Source organism: Candidatus Pantoea formicae (genome assembly GCF_011752625.1).
Lineage (GTDB): Bacteria > Pseudomonadota > Gammaproteobacteria > Enterobacterales > Enterobacteriaceae > Pantoea > Pantoea formicae.
On the sequence record NZ_VWXD01000002.1, the window covers coordinates 323,008 to 337,462 of the forward strand.

The following is a 14,455-nucleotide window of genomic DNA, read 5'->3' on the forward strand; positions in this document are numbered from 1 at the left end:
ACGGTTACAGCGCTAACGGCTTAAAAGCACGACTATACTCTATGTTAAAAATGGCGCTCTGCCAGTGAACTATAAGGAAATCGAGATGAGAAACAATGCCTTTGCGCTGCTTGTTCCCGCTGCGTTACTGCTCAGTGCCTGTACCACCGTTGAGCCAGTGATTAAAGACAATGGACCGCGTACTGCCAGCTGTGTGGATGGCGGGCCCGATAGTGTCGCGCAGCAATTTTACGATTTACGTATCAGCCAGCCCACTCAGGGTCTGCCAGATACCACCACGCTGGCAAAATATCGCCCGTACCTGAGCGATCGTCTGTATCAGAAACTGTTAAATGCCAGCACGCAGAGCAACAAACCTGCCGCGTGGAGCCAGGGCGATCTTTTCTCCAGCCTGGCGCAAGGCCCAACGTCAGCCGATGTTGCCAGCGCTTCGACCATTCCCAACCGCGATGCACGTAACATCCCGCTGCGCGTCGACCTGAGTCGTGACGGCAAAAGCTGGCATGATGAAATTTTGATGATCCATGAAGGGAGCTGCTGGGCTGTTGATGATGTCCGCTATGTGGGCGACTGGCCGCATGCGGGTGGTGGATCGCTCAGCCAGCTGCTTGAAGAGAAAAAATAGCCGTACGTTTTTCCAGCAATCGCTGGCAAACATTAGCGCGCCGCAACGTTGCGGCGTTTTTTTATTAATTTTCTGTGAATTCAGAGGTGCAAGTCAGCCCTTACCGGCATTGACTTGCACGATATTGTGCTACGCTTTGGGGACTTCACTGCTGTTTAATAAATTTTAACCCACTACAATTGCATAAGTATTCTGGTGACGTTAAGATTTGCGGCACTAATTACTATTCATTTTTTGCGCATGAGTATTCAACTAAACGCCATTAACTGTTTTTACGGTGCCCATCAGGCACTGTTCGATATCAACCTGGCTTGCCCGCAGGGAGAGACGCTGGTGTTGCTCGGCCCGAGTGGCGCGGGTAAAAGTTCGCTCCTGCGCGTGCTCAATCTGCTGGAACAGCCGCGTTCGGGTAGCCTGCAGATTGCCGGTAACCACTTTGATTTCAGCAAAGCACCCTCTGACAGCGCCATTCGTGAACTGCGCCAGAACGTGGGCATGGTGTTTCAGCAATATAATCTGTGGCCTCACCTCACCGTGGTTCAGAACCTGATTGAAGCCCCTTGTCGTGTGCTGGGTCTCAGCAAAGAGGCCGCGCATGCGCGGGCTGACAAGTTGTTAGAACGTCTGCGTCTGACGCCCTTTGCCGATCGTTTCCCGCTGCACCTTTCCGGTGGTCAACAGCAACGCGTGGCCATTGCGCGCGCACTGATGATGGAGCCGCAGGTATTGTTGTTCGATGAGCCCACCGCCGCACTCGACCCTGAAATCACCGCGCAGATTGTCAGCATTATCCGTGAGCTGGCGCAGACGCAGATTACCCAGGTGATTGTGACCCACGAAGTAGAAGTGGCGCGTAAAACCGCCAGCCGCGTGGTGTACATGGAGAACGGCCATATCGTTGAACAAGGCGATGCCAGCCACTTTACACAGCCGCAAACCGAAGCGTTTGCACATTATCTTTCGCACTAAGTCAGGATGCATCTAATGAAAAAAGTCGTACTTGCTGCACTGCTTGCTGGTCTGAGCCTCAGCGCCTCTGCTGCGCAGACACTGCGTTTCGCCACTGAAGCCTCTTATCCTCCATTTGAATTTGTCGATTCCGACAATAAAATTCAGGGCTTCGACGTTGATCTGGCCAATGCACTGTGTAAAGAGATTGATGCAACCTGTACTTTCACTAACCAGGCGTTTGATAGCCTGATCCCAAGCCTGAAGTTCCGTCGTTTCGACGCCGTGATGGCCGGAATGGATATCACACCAGAGCGTGAAAAGCAGGTGCTGTTCTCTAAGCCTTACTACGACAACTCTGCAATTTTCATCGCGCAGAAAGGCAAACTGGCTGACGTTGCCGCGCTGAAAGGCAAACGCGTCGGTGTGCAAAACGGGACCACCCATCAGAAGTACCTGTCTGACAAACACAGTGATATCACCGTGGTACCTTATGACAGCTACCAAAATGCGGTTCTGGACCTGAAGAATGGCCGTATCGATGCGGTATTTGGTGATACTGCTGTGGTCAACGAGTGGTTGAAGCAGAATGCTAACCTCGCGCCACTGGGCGAAAAAGTCACCGACAAAGATTACTTCGGTACCGGTTTAGGTATCGCTGTGCGTCAGGGCAACACCGATCTGCAGAGCAAGTTCAACACCGCTCTGGAGAAAATCAAAGCTGACGGCACTTACAAAACCATCTACAACAAATGGTTCCAACAGTAATTTCTGATGAATGAAATGATCCCACTCGCAAGCGCCGCCGGCATGACCGTCGGCCTTGCTGTTTGTGCATTAATCGCCGGCCTTGTGCTGGCGATGATTTTTGCTGGCTGGGAAACGGTTCGCTGGAAACCCCTGGCGTGGCTCGGTACCGCACTGGTCACGCTGATCCGCGGCCTACCCGAAATTCTGGTGGTGCTGTTTATCTATTTTGGCGCTTCTCAGCTATTACTGACGTTGTCCGACGGTTTCCACATTAATCTAGGCTTTTTCAGTATTCCGGTTCAGGTGCAGATTGAAAACTTTGATGTCAGCCCTTTCCTGTGTGGTGTTATTGCCCTGGCGATGCTCTATTCGGCTTACGCCTCACAAACGCTGCGTGGCGCACTGAAAGCGGTGCCTGTAGGGCAATGGGAATCAGGCCAGGCGTTGGGCATGAAAAAGTCAGCGATTTTCTTGCGCCTGATCATGCCGCAGATGTGGCGCCACGCCCTACCGGGCCTTGGTAACCAGTGGTTGGTGCTACTGAAAGATACGGCACTGGTGTCACTGATCAGCGTGAATGACATCATGCTGCAAACCAAAAGCATTGCGACCCGCACCCAAGAGCCTTTCACTTGGTACTTAGTGGCGGCGGCTATTTATTTGATCATTACGCTGTTCAGCCAGGCGATATTACGCCGCATTGAATCGCGCACCACGCGTTTCGAGCGGGGGGCCTGACGCATGCTGGATTACTTACCCGAACTGCTGAAAGGATTACACACCAGCCTGACACTCACCCTAGCCTCGCTGATCGCGGCATTGGTGCTGGCGTTAGCTTGTACCATCGTGTTGGCACTCAAAGTCCCGGTTCTTAATTGGGTGGTGAAAGCCTATATCACGGTGTTTACCGGCACCCCCTTGCTGGTGCAAATCTTCCTGATCTATTACGGACCTGGCCAGTTCCCGAGCATTCAGAATGTGCCGTGGCTGTGGCACCTGCTATCACAGCCCTGGCTCTGTGCGCTGCTGGCCCTCTCAATGAACAGTGCAGCCTACACCACACAACTGTTCTATGGCGCAGTGCGTGCCATCCCGTCCGGTCAATGGCAATCCTGTGCCGCTCTGGGGATGAACCGCAAAGATACGCTGCGAATTCTGCTGCCTTATGCGTTTAAGCGCGCCCTCTCCTCTTACTCCAACGAAGTGGTATTGGTGTTTAAAAGTACCTCTCTGGCGTACACCATTACGTTGATGGAAGTGATGGGACATGGACAGTTGTTGTACGGACGCACTTACGACATCTCAGTCTATGCCGCGGCGGGTCTGATTTATCTGGTGGTCAACGGTTTGCTCACGCTGATGATGCGCTTCATCGAGAAGCGTGCTTTGGCTTTCGAACACCGTAATTAAAGGGTCGCGGCGCGATTTATTGCACAACTCAGCAGCGAAGAGTCTGCTGACAAATGCGCAATAATTTGCGTCGCTACGCTTCATGATGATTTCGTTAAATTAATTTTTTAATCATATTTATTGCATATAAATTCATTAGCTGGCATCTTGTAATCCATTCTACTTCTGGCTTGGTTTACAGGAATTCTATAATGAAAAAATGGATTATTGCGGCAGCATTAGCAACACTGACAATGAATGCTTATGCGGCAGAAAAAATTCGTTTCGCCTCTTCTGCTACTTATCCCCCTTTCGAATCTCTTGACCACGACAATCAGATCGTCGGCTTTGATATTGATCTGGCCAAGGCGCTATGCCAGCAGATGAAGGCCGAGTGCACCTTCACCAACAATGCTTTTGACAGCCTGATCCCGTCGCTGAAATTTCGTCGTTATGATGCGGTGATCTCTGGAATGGATATTACGGCTGAGCGCAGCAAACAGGTCGATTTCAGCCAGCCCTATTACGCTAACTCGGCGATTGTGATCGCGCACAAGGGTCAGTTTACCGATTTTAGCCAGTTAAAAGGTAAGCGCGTGGGCGTCGAAAATGGCACGACGCACCAGAAGTATTTGCTGGAGAAACATCCTGAAGTGATCGCCGTCGCCTACGACAGCTATCAGAACGCGATTCTTGATCTGAAAAACGGTCGCCTGAACGGGGTGTTTGGCGACACGGCGGTCGTCAACCAGTGGTTGAAAGCCAATGACGATCTCAGTGCGGTGGGTGAACACATTACCGATACCGAATACTTCGGCACCGGGTTGGGCATCGCGGTACGTAAAGGCAATGAGCCGTTATTGAAAGCGCTGAATAGCGCGTTAGAAGCGCTGAAGGCCAACGGTAGCTGGCAACAGATTAACCAGAAGTGGTTCCCTGAGTAAGCATTATGGAACGGTGTGGCCTGCAACCTGGCAGGTTCTGCACGTCCTCAGTCCCGGCTGCGGCTACGCTGTTCCACCCTTCTTCACCAGTAAAGTCAGCACTTCAAAATGCGCCGTGTGCGGGAACATATCAAACAGCTGTACTCTGCTGACCTGGTAGTCCGCCAAACGCGCAATATCTTGCGCCATGCTGCTCGGGTTGCAACTGGAATAGAGAATGTAATCCGGTGCCATTTGGCTGAGATAGGCGCAGAGTTCCACACCAATCCCACGGCGCGGAGGATTGACCAGTACCAACTGCGGCACTTGCTCACGCGAGGTGGCAAACTGTGTAGAGTCCAGCGCAGCGAAACTCACCTTGTCTAACCCCAGTTGCAGCGCCGATTGTTGCGCGCAGGCAATGGCTTCGGCACTGATCTCAATGCCGGTAAGCTGCATCTCTGGCGTAGCGCAGTGCAAGCCAAAGCCACCCACACCGCAAAACAGATCCCACATGCTGCTTACTGGCAGCTCAGCCACCCATGCGCGTGCGGTTGCATAGAGATCGGCAGCGACGTGCGGATTGGTCTGGAAGAAACTCTGCGGGCGAATGTACAGCGGCACCTGATTGAAGTTCTCCGCCAGCGCCTGTTCTGTCGTCAGTGCAATCTCTTCTTCACCTTCCAGAATCGCCATATGCACCGGCTGAATGTTGGCAGAGATCACCTTCAACTGCGGCAACTGCTGTTGCAGCCATGGCAGCGCAGCGCGCAGCTGTGCCAACTTGCTGGTCGAGCGCAGCACAAATCGCAGCATCATACCGCCCTGGCTGCTCTCAGTGAGCAGCAGAAACTTCAGTTCACCCCGTTTGCGCGCCACATTGTAGGGTGTCAAACCGGCACGTGCGATAAAGGGTTTAAGTACCTCGAACACGGGCGTAAAGCTGGCGGGATAGAGTGGACAGCCACAGAGATCAACGGGTTCATCATCACGCGCAACCATCCCCAAAATGGGGCGCTCTACACTACCACTCACCACCATCTTGGCTTTATTACGAAACCCCTGCTGCGCGGAAATCACCGGTGGTAAATATTCGGCAACCGGCATCTGCGCCAGCAACTGCTCAAGCAGCGATTGCTTATCACTGAGCTGTTGCGAATAGGGTTTTTCCAGCCACTGACATGAGCGACAGCGACCGGCATTATAAAGCGCGCAATGCATGGAGAGGCCTGTATCCAAATTCGGGAGAAAAATCGGGGGCAGATTGTATCACCGGCGACGGAAAAAAGCGCGGCTGGTGGCGGGCACAAACAGCAGCAAAAGTACCATGAGATCCGGCACCTTCTGCAACAGCGTGTGGTGAACGATCTGTGCGTTGGACTCGCCAGGTATGCTAAAGATTTCCGGATAGATCCAACCGACGGATGCCATCAGCATATAGATCAGCACAATCACCTGCGTGAAGACATAGCCCCAGCGCCCGCGGTTACTGCCACGCATCAGGGTGAAAGCACACCGAAGTTCAAACAGGAAAATCAGTTGGCTGGCGATGAAGATCAGTGTGGAATCCCAGGCTTGCGCACTGCGATGGACAAAATTAGCGATTTCCTCGAAACCCAACTCGTTTGCCAGCATCAGTACGCTTAGACAGCGCGTGGCAATGATGGCGATCCCCGCGACCATCACGGGTGCAGGTGTAGAATTTGCCATCGCATTTTTAAGGGTTTCCGACATCACTGAGCTCCGTAACCATAAAAAAACGGGCAGGTCTTTCCCCAAAATAATTCACGTTTTAGGAAGGCGGCAACTGTGTGAATCCCCAGAAGCTTACCTGAGTAAGTGACTGGGGTGAACACAGGTAGCCAACGCACCTACAACGTGAAGTATGAAGGGTAAACCGGCCCGTTATTATATTGGCAAATGTTACGGCTTTCAGCCACGTCTGGCTTTCTGAATATCGCGCAAACGCTGCTTTTCTTCGTGCGCCATAAAGCGCCAGGCGATAAAGCCAACCAAACCGACGACAAACAGAATCAGCGAAGCCAACGCATTGATCTCAGGATTCACACCACGACGCACCGTGGCAAAAATAGCCATTGGCAATGTGGTCGCACCCGGACCGGTAACAAAGCTGGCGATCACCAAATCGTCGAGCGACAGGGTAAAAGCCAATAGCCAGCCGGTAACAATAGCCGGTGCGATCATCGGGACCGTAATCACAAAGAACACTTTGATCGGCGTTGCACCTAAGTCCATCGCCGCCTCTTCAATCGAGCGGTCCAGTTCACGTAGACGCGAGTTGATCACCACCGACACATAGGCAGTACAGAAAGTCACGTGCGCCAACCAAATCGTCAGCATGCCGCGATCGCTCGGCCAGCCAAAGGTGTTGCCCATGGCCACAAACAGCAGCAACAGGGATAAACCGGTAATGACGTCTGGCATCACCAGCGGAGCGGTCAACATAAAGGCAAAACCGCTGTGACCACGGAAACGCCCAAAACGTACGATGATCACCGCCGCCATGGTGCCCAGTACCACCGCCATGGTGGCTGAAAGGGCGGCAATGGTCAGACTGAGTCCTACCGCATCCAGCATGGCATCATCCTGGAACAGCACCTTGTACCAGTGGAAAGAGAAACTCTCCCACACCGTCACTAACTGGGAGCTGTTGAAGGAGTAAACCACCAGCAGCAACATCGGCGCGTACAGGAACATAAAGCACAACACCAGAATCGCAGTACGCCACGGAGATCGGATGGTCGGTAACTGATTCATTCCTTCTCTCCCAATTCACGGTTTTGATGCTTGTGGAACCAGATAATCGGCAGAATCAGAATCAACAGAATAATCACCGCCAGCGCCGAAGCGACGGGCCAGTCACGGTTGTTAAAGAACTCCTGCCACAGGATGCGTCCGATCATGATGCTATCAGGCCCGCCAAGCAGTTCCGGGATCACGTACTCGCCGACGGCCGGGATAAACACCAACATCGAACCGGCGATAATGCCGCCTTTGGTCAAGGGAACAATCACGCTGAAAAAGGTCTTCAACGGACGGGCACCGAGGTCCAAAGAGGCTTCCACCAGTGAATAGTCGATACGCGTCAGTGCGGTATAAATTGGCAGTACCATAAACGGCAAATAACAGTAAACGATACCGATATACACGGCGGTATTGGTGTAAAGGATCACCAGCGGATGGTCGATAACACCGAGCCACATCAGAAAGCGGTTAAGAATCCCGTTGTTGTTCAGTAACCCCATCCAGGCATAAACGCGCACCAGGAACGACGTCCACGACGGCAAAATCACCAGCAGCAGCAAGATAGTCCGCATCGAGGGCTTACTGTGCGCCACCGCCCACGCCAGCGGATAACCGATCAGCAAACAGATCACGGTGGAGATCGCCGCCACTTTTAGCGAAGTCAGATAGGCTTCGGCGTACAGCGGATCGTCGGTCAGCGTGATGTAGTTGCCAAGGTTTAAGACCAGATTGAGCTGGTCGTCAGCCCAGGTGACCAAATCGGTATAGGGTGGAATGGCGCGTGCAATATCAGCAAAGCTGATCTTCAGCACAATTAAAAACGGCAGCAGGAATAGCAGCGTTAACCACAAGTACGGCAGCGCAATCACCAGTTTGCGGCCATGACGCATCTTGAGGCGCGTGCCCCAGCGCTGTAACGGCGTGCCGACTAATTCAGGCTCTCTGCGTTGAGAAATCTGGCTCATTACGCCTCCTTAAACCGTCAGAACCACACAGCTGTCGGCATCCCAGCACAGGCGCACTTCATCGCCCCATGTTGGCGCACCTTTGCGGTAACGATGGGCATTCTGCAACTGCGCACTGATCATCTGGCCGCTTTGTAACCGCACATGGTAGATAGATAAATCACCGAGATAAGCGATATGCACCACTTCACCCACGGCAAAGTTGCAGCCATCAGCAGGCACCTCTTCACACAACATCACTTTCTCAGGACGTAATGCGACATGCACTGGCACGTTATCCACGATGGAAACATCGGTCTGTACTTTCAGCGGATGCACTAAACCTGGCGCATCAATCACCACGCCATCGTCGGCGCGTTCACGCAGCAGGCCGTCGAAGACATTAACTGAACCGATGAATTCCGCGCTGTAACGACTGGTCGGATGCTCATAAATCTCTTCCGGCTCACCAATCTGTACAAACTTGCCACGGTTCATGATGGCAATACGCCCCGCCATGGTCATGGCCTCTTCCTGATCGTGCGTGACCATCACACAGGTCGCGCCTACGCGCTCAAGAATATCCACCACTTCATGTTGCATGCGGTCGCGCAATTTCTTATCCAGCGCGCCCATTGGCTCATCGAGCAGCAGCAATTTAGGCCGTTTCGCCAGGCTACGTGCAAGTGCCACACGCTGACGTTGGCCTCCAGAGAGCTGGTGCGGTTTACGCTTGGCGAACTCCTGCATGTGAACCAGCGTCAGCATCTCTGCCACGCGGCTGCTGATTTCGCCTTTCGGCAGCTTGTCCTGCTTCAGACCAAAGGCAATGTTCTGCTCCACTGTCATGTGGGGGAACAGAGCATAAGACTGAAACATCATATTGATCGGGCGTTGGTACGGCGGCACGTGCGACATATCCTGGCCGTCGAGCACTATCTGCCCACTGGTGGGCGGCTCAAAGCCTGCCAGCATGCGCAGTAAGGTCGATTTACCGCAGCCGGAAGCACCCAGCAGCGCAAAAATCTCACCTTTGTAAATGGTCAGGCTGACATCATCCACGGCGTGCTGGCCGTCAAAAGATTTGGTCAGGTTGCGAATTTCCAGCAGCGGCGTTAACGCCTTAGCCGTTTTATTTGGGGGGCGGGGAATCGCGTCGTTCACTAACATTTCTCCGGCGCTAAGCGGTGTAGCGCGGCACAGCCAGCCGCTAAAATGGCACAACAGAGGCCATCACCGCGCCTCTGTTGTCGTCTACAGGTGAATGAATTCGTTTATAACGAATTACTTACCACTTTTTACTTTAGTCCATGCACGGGTACGCGCACGATCCAGTTTCGGATCCTGGACTTTCAGCACAAACAGCTTCGCCATCGCATCAGGCGTCGGGAAGATGCCTGGGTTATTGCGCACATCGGCATTAATCAATGGCAGTGAGGCCTTATTGCCGTTGGCGTAGTTCATTTTGTTGGAAACATCAGCAATCACTTTTGGATCCATGATGTAGTTAAGCCACTGATAGGCTTCATCCAGATTCTTCGCATCTTTTGGAATCGCCATCATGTCGAAGAAGGCCAGAGCACCCTCTTTAGGTACGCTGTAACCCAAGTGCACGCCATTGTTCGCTTTGTTAGCACGATCTTTCGCTTGTAGGATGTCGCCAGACCAGCCGATAGCCACACAGATGTTGCCGTTAGCCAGATCGTTGATGTATTGAGACGAGTGGAAGTAACGAATATTTGGACGCAGTTTCAGCAACAGGTCGGTGGCTGCCCCTGTATAATCCTTAGCGTCAGAGCTGTTTGGATCTTTGCCAAGGTAGTTCAGCACGGTAGCAAAGATCTCTTCCGGCGCGTCGAGGAAGGAAACACCACAGCTTTTCAGTTTTTCCAGGTTTTCTGGTTTCAACACCAGATCCCAACTGTTTACCGGTGCGTCAGTACCCAGTGCCGCTTTCACTTTATCGATGTTATAACCGATGCCCGTGGTGCCCCACAGATAAGGAATCGCATACTTGTTACCCGGATCGTGTTGGGCGACTTTCGCCATCAAGTCAGGATCGAGGTTTTTATAGTTTGGCAGTTTGCTCTTGTCCAGTTCCTGGAAGACGCCTGACTGCAACTGGCGAGCAAGGAAACTTGAAGAAGGCACCACCACGTCGTAACCGGTTGAGCCAGCCATCAGCTTGCCTTCCAGTACTTCGTTGGAGTCAAAGACGTCGTAGACCACTTTAATGCCGGTCTGCTTTTCAAAATTTGGCACGGTATCGGCCGAGATATAATCGGACCAGTTATAGACGTGCAGCGTTTTATCCTCTGCCTGAGCACTTACGGCCGTAGCCATCAGCACACCAGCAACCACACCTGGCAACCATTTTTTACGTTGGTTGATCATGTTTTCCTTCCTCCTGAGCGGGTCATCACAACGCTGCATACACGCGATCCTGACGTTGCGTTTCTATTTAATAACAGACACACAATGAATCAATATTCAGCGGGAGTTTAATAGCAAAAACCTATACTTCAGCTGGGGTTGCAGGTCCCAAGCAGCCCCGCAAGAATAGCCCTACAGCTCCCCTCGTGCCAGATCCCAGCGTAAAAAACGCCTTTTAGCGATATCTTATGCATGTTTCTGCTATGGGGTTTGGCACAAGCGGCATAAAGCACGACTAATATCTGGCAATAAAGGGTTAAATGCAGAATAAAAAGTGGTAGGGCTAAAATGAAAACTGCCGCAAAAAGCGGCAGTTAGCGAGACGGGAAGGATTAGTGCAGCATCGCGTGGCTGCTGGAACTGGGCTGTCGTTCTTCCTCTTCGCCTATCATCAGTAAATTGTTGGCAAAGGCTTCCATGATCACCATGGAAATGCCCTCTTCGCTCTGCTTCATAAAGTGGGAGAATTGGCCAAAGGTTAAACCTGCGGTAGTACTCAATGACTGGCAGACGATAAGCTTCGGCAGATTGTCGTCCTGAATGTCGATAAAGGCTTTAACCGTTAGCGAGCTGGCATTAATTTGCGACAAGTCCCCTACCAAAGGAATTAGCGCAGTGGGCTTCACTTCAGCCAGCGCGGAGAAGAGGATGACGTCATCCACCAGGTCGATTTTTGCATCAAACACCCCGTCAAAATTCTGCATATGCGGCAGATGCAGTGCCTGGCAGGCATCGCATTCGAACCAGGTGATATTTTGTTGATCCAGCCAACGACGCAGAATGTCGATGTCAGGAACGACCAGTGAATCCATCGTTATATCCTGTGGGGTGAAGAAATAAGCGCCCTAGCTTACGGAAAAAGTCACACTGATGCCATGAAAACCGCGTAAAAGCGCGGTCAACCGCCGGTTTTAAGACGATAACCAGGGCACGCGTGCTGCTCTACCCAATGAATCATCATCGTGGCGATGTCTAAACCCGTGTTACCTTCAATCCCTTCAAGGCCTGGCGAGGCATTGACCTCCATCACTAGCGGCCCTCGGTTGGCACGCAAGATATCGACCCCCGCGACTTCAAGCCCCAGCGTAGATGCCGCTCTGACGGCAATGTCGCGCTCCTGAGCCGTAATCGTCACCGCGTGCGCTTTGCCACCGCGATGCAAGTTGGAGCGAAAATCGCCCTCTTTCGCCTCACGCTCAATCGACGCCACCACTTCATTGCCAATCACCAGGCAACGAATATCGCGTCCTTTGGCTTCTTTAATAAATTCCTGTACCAAGATATGCGCATTGAGTCCACGAAATGCATCGATCACGCTTTCAGCTGCCTGCCGCGTTTCCGCCAATACCACACCAATGCCTTGGGTGCCTTCTACCAGCTTCACCACCAACGGCGCGCCCCCTACCATGGCGATCAAATCCTGCGTATCGTCGGGCGAGGAGGCAAAGCCCGTGATCGGCATATCGATGCCTTCACGCGCCAGCAGTTGCAGCGATCGTAGTTTGTCCCGCGCTCGAGCAATCGCCACCGACTCATTCAACGGATAGCTGCCTAACATCTCAAACTGGCGTAACACCGCCGTGCCATAAAACGTCGTGGCGGTGCCAATACGCGGAATAATGGCATCAAAATGCCCGAGTGGTTCGCCGCGATAGTGCACTGCTGGCGAATCAGAATTGATGTTCATATAGCAGGAGAGCGGATCGATGATCTGCACATGATGACCACGCTCTTCCGCGGCGTCACGCAGGCGTTTACACGAATAGAGTGACCCATCGCGAGTGAGAATGGCCATTTTCATTGCTGTGTTCCTTGTGCTTAGCGCGTTGCCCAGCCCTGCTGATGCAGGTAATCCAACATGAACGGACGCGTTTCTTTGATAATCAGTCGCTGAATCAGCTCGCTCCAGGTTTCGGAACGTTGATTGCTGTCGCGCTGCTGATAATAAGCGGTAATTTGATTATCGTACTGTTTCAGCACATTTTTATCGACAGGCTGATAACGGTTTTCATGCACTAACATTGCTTGCGGTATACGAGGTTTGACGTCGGGTGCAGAAGCCGGATGTCCAATACAGAAACCGAACAGTGGCAATACAAACTGAGGTAACGCCAGCAACTCGGTGACCTGCGCAATGTTGTTGCGAATGCCGCCGATAAATACCCCACCCAGCCCCAACGACTCCGCTGCCACCATCGCGTTTTGCGCCATCAACGCCGTGTCAACGCAGCCCAACAACAACTGCTCTGCGCGTCCCAGATGCGCATCCGGGCAAATTTGCTGGTGACGATTAAAGTCGGCACAAAACACCCAGAACTCAGCGGCTGCACTCACCCACGGCTGGCCGCCAGTGAGTTGTACCAACTGTTCCCGCGTTTCCCGGTCGGTGATGCGGATAATTGAAGAGCACTGTAAAAAGCTGGAGGTTGAAGCCGCTTGTGCTGCAGCAATGATCGCGCTGCGCTGAGCATCTTCTATGTTTTGCTCAGTGAACGCGCGAATAGAACGGTGGCTGCAGAGTAAATCGATGGTCGGCGTCATAATCCTCTCCGGTTACTTCTTTTTGTTTGATTGATTGAACAACTGCGGTGCCATGGCTTTGGCCGTGCGCCACATCATGAGCCAGGCAGCAGGAAGCATCAGTGCTATGCCAAGAAAGAACAGCAACGTCGCCAATGGCTTCTTTGCCATAAAATTCGGGGCGCTGACCCAATCGTTGACCAGCAGCAGTGCACTGATGACGGCCAACACACCAAGCACTTCCAGCAGCAAAACCGGTTTGGGCAGAGTCGCCAGATTACGCATGCAATGTTTCCTTTGTTGTTCAACGGGTTCTGTCAGATTTTAACCCAAGCGAGTGGGTCTATAGACATTGGGTATTAGATTAACAGGGAATGACTACTTTCATTAAGCAGGATGGGCGGGCATGATATGAGCCATTATTCACGCTGTAATGTGAAACTGGTCACAAAACAGCAGCGGAAGGAGAGAAGCAATGATTGCAGTGATTTTTGGCCGTTCAAGCTGCCCTTACTGCGTGCGTGCGAAAGAGTTAGCCACCAAGCTGACCAGCGAACGCGACGATTTTAACTATCAGTACGTTGATATTCAGGCCACCGGTATTACCAAAGCCGACCTGGAAGCGCGTGCAGGAAAACCTGTCAGCACGGTGCCGCAGATTTTCCTGGATGACCAGCACATCGGGGGTTATACCGAATTTGCTGCCTGGACTAAAGAAAACCTGGGTGTAGAAGCATAATGATAACGGGCCTGCGGGCCCGTTTTTGATCGCGTCATTCCGCACGCATCGCCAGCATAATCCGCAACAAGCGCACCAGCAAAGCGCCACATCCGGCCCAGAACAGTGCACTCAGGCTCCAGGCTACGATCAATAGCCAACTGTGCGTCATAGGAACGGTGATCCAAACCCACGCCATACCTAACAATGTGCCACTCAATGCGATCCAAAGCGTACTGATCAGTGGGCTCTCAGGGTACAACAATGCCATGAGTACGCCGGGCAATAAAAACAGCAATAATTCAGGCTGTCCGCGCACCGTTTGTTCAGCGGCGTCCGCCCAAAAATGATGTGCAAAAATAAACACCAGCGTATAAAGCATCATACCCAGAACCGATGCTGGCCAGCGATTATTGCGCTGCAACATAACCATCCTCAA

At 52.4% G+C, this 14,455-nt stretch carries 18 protein-coding genes; 7 read left to right on the forward strand and 11 right to left on the reverse strand.

Annotation, left to right across the window (positions count from 1 at the left end):
- The first annotated feature begins 85 nt into the window (after window positions 1-85).
- The 6 genes from F3J38_RS06160 to artJ (F3J38_RS06185) all read left to right on the forward strand — a co-directional run bounded on the left by F3J38_RS06160 (window position 86) and on the right by artJ (F3J38_RS06185) (window position 4,656).
- Window positions 86-625 carry a lipoprotein gene (locus tag F3J38_RS06160; protein ID WP_167136074.1) on the forward strand — a complete coding sequence of 180 codons (540 nt, stop codon included), beginning with the start codon at window positions 86-88 and terminating at the stop codon, window positions 623-625.
- 240 nt (window positions 626-865) lie between these two features.
- A complete protein-coding gene (gene artP / locus F3J38_RS06165; protein ID WP_167136076.1) occupies window positions 866-1,594 on the forward strand; it encodes an arginine ABC transporter ATP-binding protein ArtP in 729 nt (242 codons plus the stop codon).
- Window positions 1,595-1,609: 15 nt separating this feature from the next.
- The gene (gene artJ, locus F3J38_RS06170) at window positions 1,610-2,341 is read left to right on the forward strand and encodes an arginine ABC transporter substrate-binding protein (RefSeq protein WP_167136077.1); all 732 of its coding nucleotides are present in this window, start codon (window positions 1,610-1,612) and stop codon (window positions 2,339-2,341) included.
- A 6-nt stretch (window positions 2,342-2,347) separates the two neighbouring features.
- Window positions 2,348-3,061: an arginine ABC transporter permease ArtQ gene (artQ, locus tag F3J38_RS06175; protein WP_167136079.1), complete on the forward strand. Its 714-nt coding sequence runs from the start codon at window positions 2,348-2,350 to the stop codon at window positions 3,059-3,061.
- Window positions 3,062-3,064: 3 nt separating this feature from the next.
- Complete coding sequence (artM, locus tag F3J38_RS06180; RefSeq protein WP_167136081.1) at window positions 3,065-3,733, forward strand: arginine ABC transporter permease ArtM; 669 nt, start codon at window positions 3,065-3,067, stop codon at window positions 3,731-3,733.
- Window positions 3,734-3,924: 191 nt separating this feature from the next.
- A complete protein-coding gene (gene artJ / locus F3J38_RS06185) occupies window positions 3,925-4,656 on the forward strand; it encodes an arginine ABC transporter substrate-binding protein (RefSeq protein ID WP_167136083.1) in 732 nt (243 codons plus the stop codon).
- A 63-nt stretch (window positions 4,657-4,719) separates the two neighbouring features.
- On the opposite strand, the gene rlmC is transcribed toward artJ (F3J38_RS06185), so the two are convergent.
- The 10 genes from rlmC to F3J38_RS06235 form a co-directional block, all read right to left on the reverse strand.
- The gene (gene rlmC, locus F3J38_RS06190) at window positions 4,720-5,856 is read right to left on the reverse strand and encodes a 23S rRNA (uracil(747)-C(5))-methyltransferase RlmC (protein WP_167136085.1); all 1,137 of its coding nucleotides are present in this window, start codon (window positions 5,854-5,856) and stop codon (window positions 4,720-4,722) included.
- 48 nt (window positions 5,857-5,904) lie between these two features.
- Window positions 5,905-6,369 carry a YbjO family protein gene (locus tag F3J38_RS06195; RefSeq protein ID WP_167136087.1) on the reverse strand — a complete coding sequence of 155 codons (465 nt, stop codon included), beginning with the start codon at window positions 6,367-6,369 and terminating at the stop codon, window positions 5,905-5,907.
- Between the two features lie 198 nt (window positions 6,370-6,567).
- Entirely contained in the window at window positions 6,568-7,413 is an 846-nt protein-coding gene (gene potI, locus F3J38_RS06200) for a putrescine ABC transporter permease PotI (protein ID WP_167136088.1), read from the reverse strand.
- Complete coding sequence (gene potH / locus F3J38_RS06205; RefSeq protein ID WP_167136090.1) at window positions 7,410-8,366, reverse strand: putrescine ABC transporter permease PotH; 957 nt, start codon at window positions 8,364-8,366, stop codon at window positions 7,410-7,412. The genes potI and potH overlap by 4 nt, the downstream gene beginning before the upstream one ends.
- Before the next feature lie 9 nt (window positions 8,367-8,375).
- Window positions 8,376-9,509 (reverse strand): putrescine ABC transporter ATP-binding subunit PotG, encoded by a 1,134-nt coding sequence (potG, locus tag F3J38_RS06210; protein WP_167137077.1) that lies wholly within the window; start codon window positions 9,507-9,509, stop codon window positions 8,376-8,378.
- Window positions 9,510-9,629: 120 nt separating this feature from the next.
- Window positions 9,630-10,739 (reverse strand): spermidine/putrescine ABC transporter substrate-binding protein PotF, encoded by a 1,110-nt coding sequence (gene potF, locus F3J38_RS06215; RefSeq protein WP_167136092.1) that lies wholly within the window; start codon window positions 10,737-10,739, stop codon window positions 9,630-9,632.
- Window positions 10,740-11,110: 371 nt separating this feature from the next.
- Window positions 11,111-11,590: a YbjN domain-containing protein gene (locus F3J38_RS06220; RefSeq protein WP_167136094.1), complete on the reverse strand. Its 480-nt coding sequence runs from the start codon at window positions 11,588-11,590 to the stop codon at window positions 11,111-11,113.
- 86 nt (window positions 11,591-11,676) lie between these two features.
- Window positions 11,677-12,579, reverse strand: a complete 903-nt coding sequence (rimK, locus tag F3J38_RS06225; RefSeq protein WP_167136096.1) for a 30S ribosomal protein S6--L-glutamate ligase — start codon at window positions 12,577-12,579, stop codon at window positions 11,677-11,679.
- Window positions 12,580-12,596: 17 nt separating this feature from the next.
- Window positions 12,597-13,319 carry an oxygen-insensitive NADPH nitroreductase gene (gene nfsA / locus F3J38_RS06230; protein ID WP_167136098.1) on the reverse strand — a complete coding sequence of 241 codons (723 nt, stop codon included), beginning with the start codon at window positions 13,317-13,319 and terminating at the stop codon, window positions 12,597-12,599.
- A 12-nt stretch (window positions 13,320-13,331) separates the two neighbouring features.
- A complete protein-coding gene (locus tag F3J38_RS06235) occupies window positions 13,332-13,583 on the reverse strand; it encodes a DUF1418 family protein (protein WP_167136100.1) in 252 nt (83 codons plus the stop codon).
- Between the two features lie 190 nt (window positions 13,584-13,773).
- On the opposite strand from F3J38_RS06235, the gene F3J38_RS06240 reads away from it, so the two are divergent.
- Window positions 13,774-14,037, forward strand: coding sequence for a GrxA family glutaredoxin (locus F3J38_RS06240; protein ID WP_167136102.1), 264 nt, complete (start codon window positions 13,774-13,776; stop codon window positions 14,035-14,037).
- A 34-nt stretch (window positions 14,038-14,071) separates the two neighbouring features.
- Here F3J38_RS06240 and ybjM read toward each other — a convergent pair whose 3' ends face one another.
- Entirely contained in the window at window positions 14,072-14,443 is a 372-nt protein-coding gene (gene ybjM / locus F3J38_RS06245; RefSeq protein WP_167136103.1) for an inner membrane protein YbjM, read from the reverse strand.
- Window positions 14,444-14,455: the final 12 nt, after the last annotated feature.

Excerpts from the sequence above, each read along its gene's own strand:
- F3J38_RS06160 (WP_167136074.1), top strand. The coding sequence starts at position 86 with ATGAGAAACAATGCCTTTGCGCTGCTTGTTCCCGCTGCGTTACTGCTC.
- artP (WP_167136076.1), top strand. The coding sequence starts at position 866 with ATGAGTATTCAACTAAACGCCATTAACTGTTTTTACGGTGCCCATCAG.
- artJ (WP_167136077.1), top strand. The coding sequence starts at position 1,610 with ATGAAAAAAGTCGTACTTGCTGCACTGCTTGCTGGTCTGAGCCTCAGC.
- artQ (WP_167136079.1), top strand. The coding sequence starts at position 2,348 with ATGAATGAAATGATCCCACTCGCAAGCGCCGCCGGCATGACCGTCGGC.
- artM (WP_167136081.1), top strand. The coding sequence starts at position 3,065 with ATGCTGGATTACTTACCCGAACTGCTGAAAGGATTACACACCAGCCTG.
- artJ (WP_167136083.1), top strand. The coding sequence starts at position 3,925 with ATGAAAAAATGGATTATTGCGGCAGCATTAGCAACACTGACAATGAAT.
- rlmC (WP_167136085.1), bottom strand. The coding sequence starts at position 5,856 with ATGCATTGCGCGCTTTATAATGCCGGTCGCTGTCGCTCATGTCAGTGG.
- F3J38_RS06195 (WP_167136087.1), bottom strand. The coding sequence starts at position 6,369 with ATGTCGGAAACCCTTAAAAATGCGATGGCAAATTCTACACCTGCACCC.
- potI (WP_167136088.1), bottom strand. The coding sequence starts at position 7,413 with ATGAATCAGTTACCGACCATCCGATCTCCGTGGCGTACTGCGATTCTG.
- potH (WP_167136090.1), bottom strand. The coding sequence starts at position 8,366 with ATGAGCCAGATTTCTCAACGCAGAGAGCCTGAATTAGTCGGCACGCCG.
- potF (WP_167136092.1), bottom strand. The coding sequence starts at position 10,739 with ATGATCAACCAACGTAAAAAATGGTTGCCAGGTGTGGTTGCTGGTGTG.
- F3J38_RS06220 (WP_167136094.1), bottom strand. The coding sequence starts at position 11,590 with ATGGATTCACTGGTCGTTCCTGACATCGACATTCTGCGTCGTTGGCTG.
- rimK (WP_167136096.1), bottom strand. The coding sequence starts at position 12,579 with ATGAAAATGGCCATTCTCACTCGCGATGGGTCACTCTATTCGTGTAAA.
- nfsA (WP_167136098.1), bottom strand. The coding sequence starts at position 13,319 with ATGACGCCGACCATCGATTTACTCTGCAGCCACCGTTCTATTCGCGCG.
- F3J38_RS06235 (WP_167136100.1), bottom strand. The coding sequence starts at position 13,583 with ATGCGTAATCTGGCGACTCTGCCCAAACCGGTTTTGCTGCTGGAAGTG.
- F3J38_RS06240 (WP_167136102.1), top strand. The coding sequence starts at position 13,774 with ATGATTGCAGTGATTTTTGGCCGTTCAAGCTGCCCTTACTGCGTGCGT.
- ybjM (WP_167136103.1), bottom strand. The coding sequence starts at position 14,443 with ATGTTGCAGCGCAATAATCGCTGGCCAGCATCGGTTCTGGGTATGATG.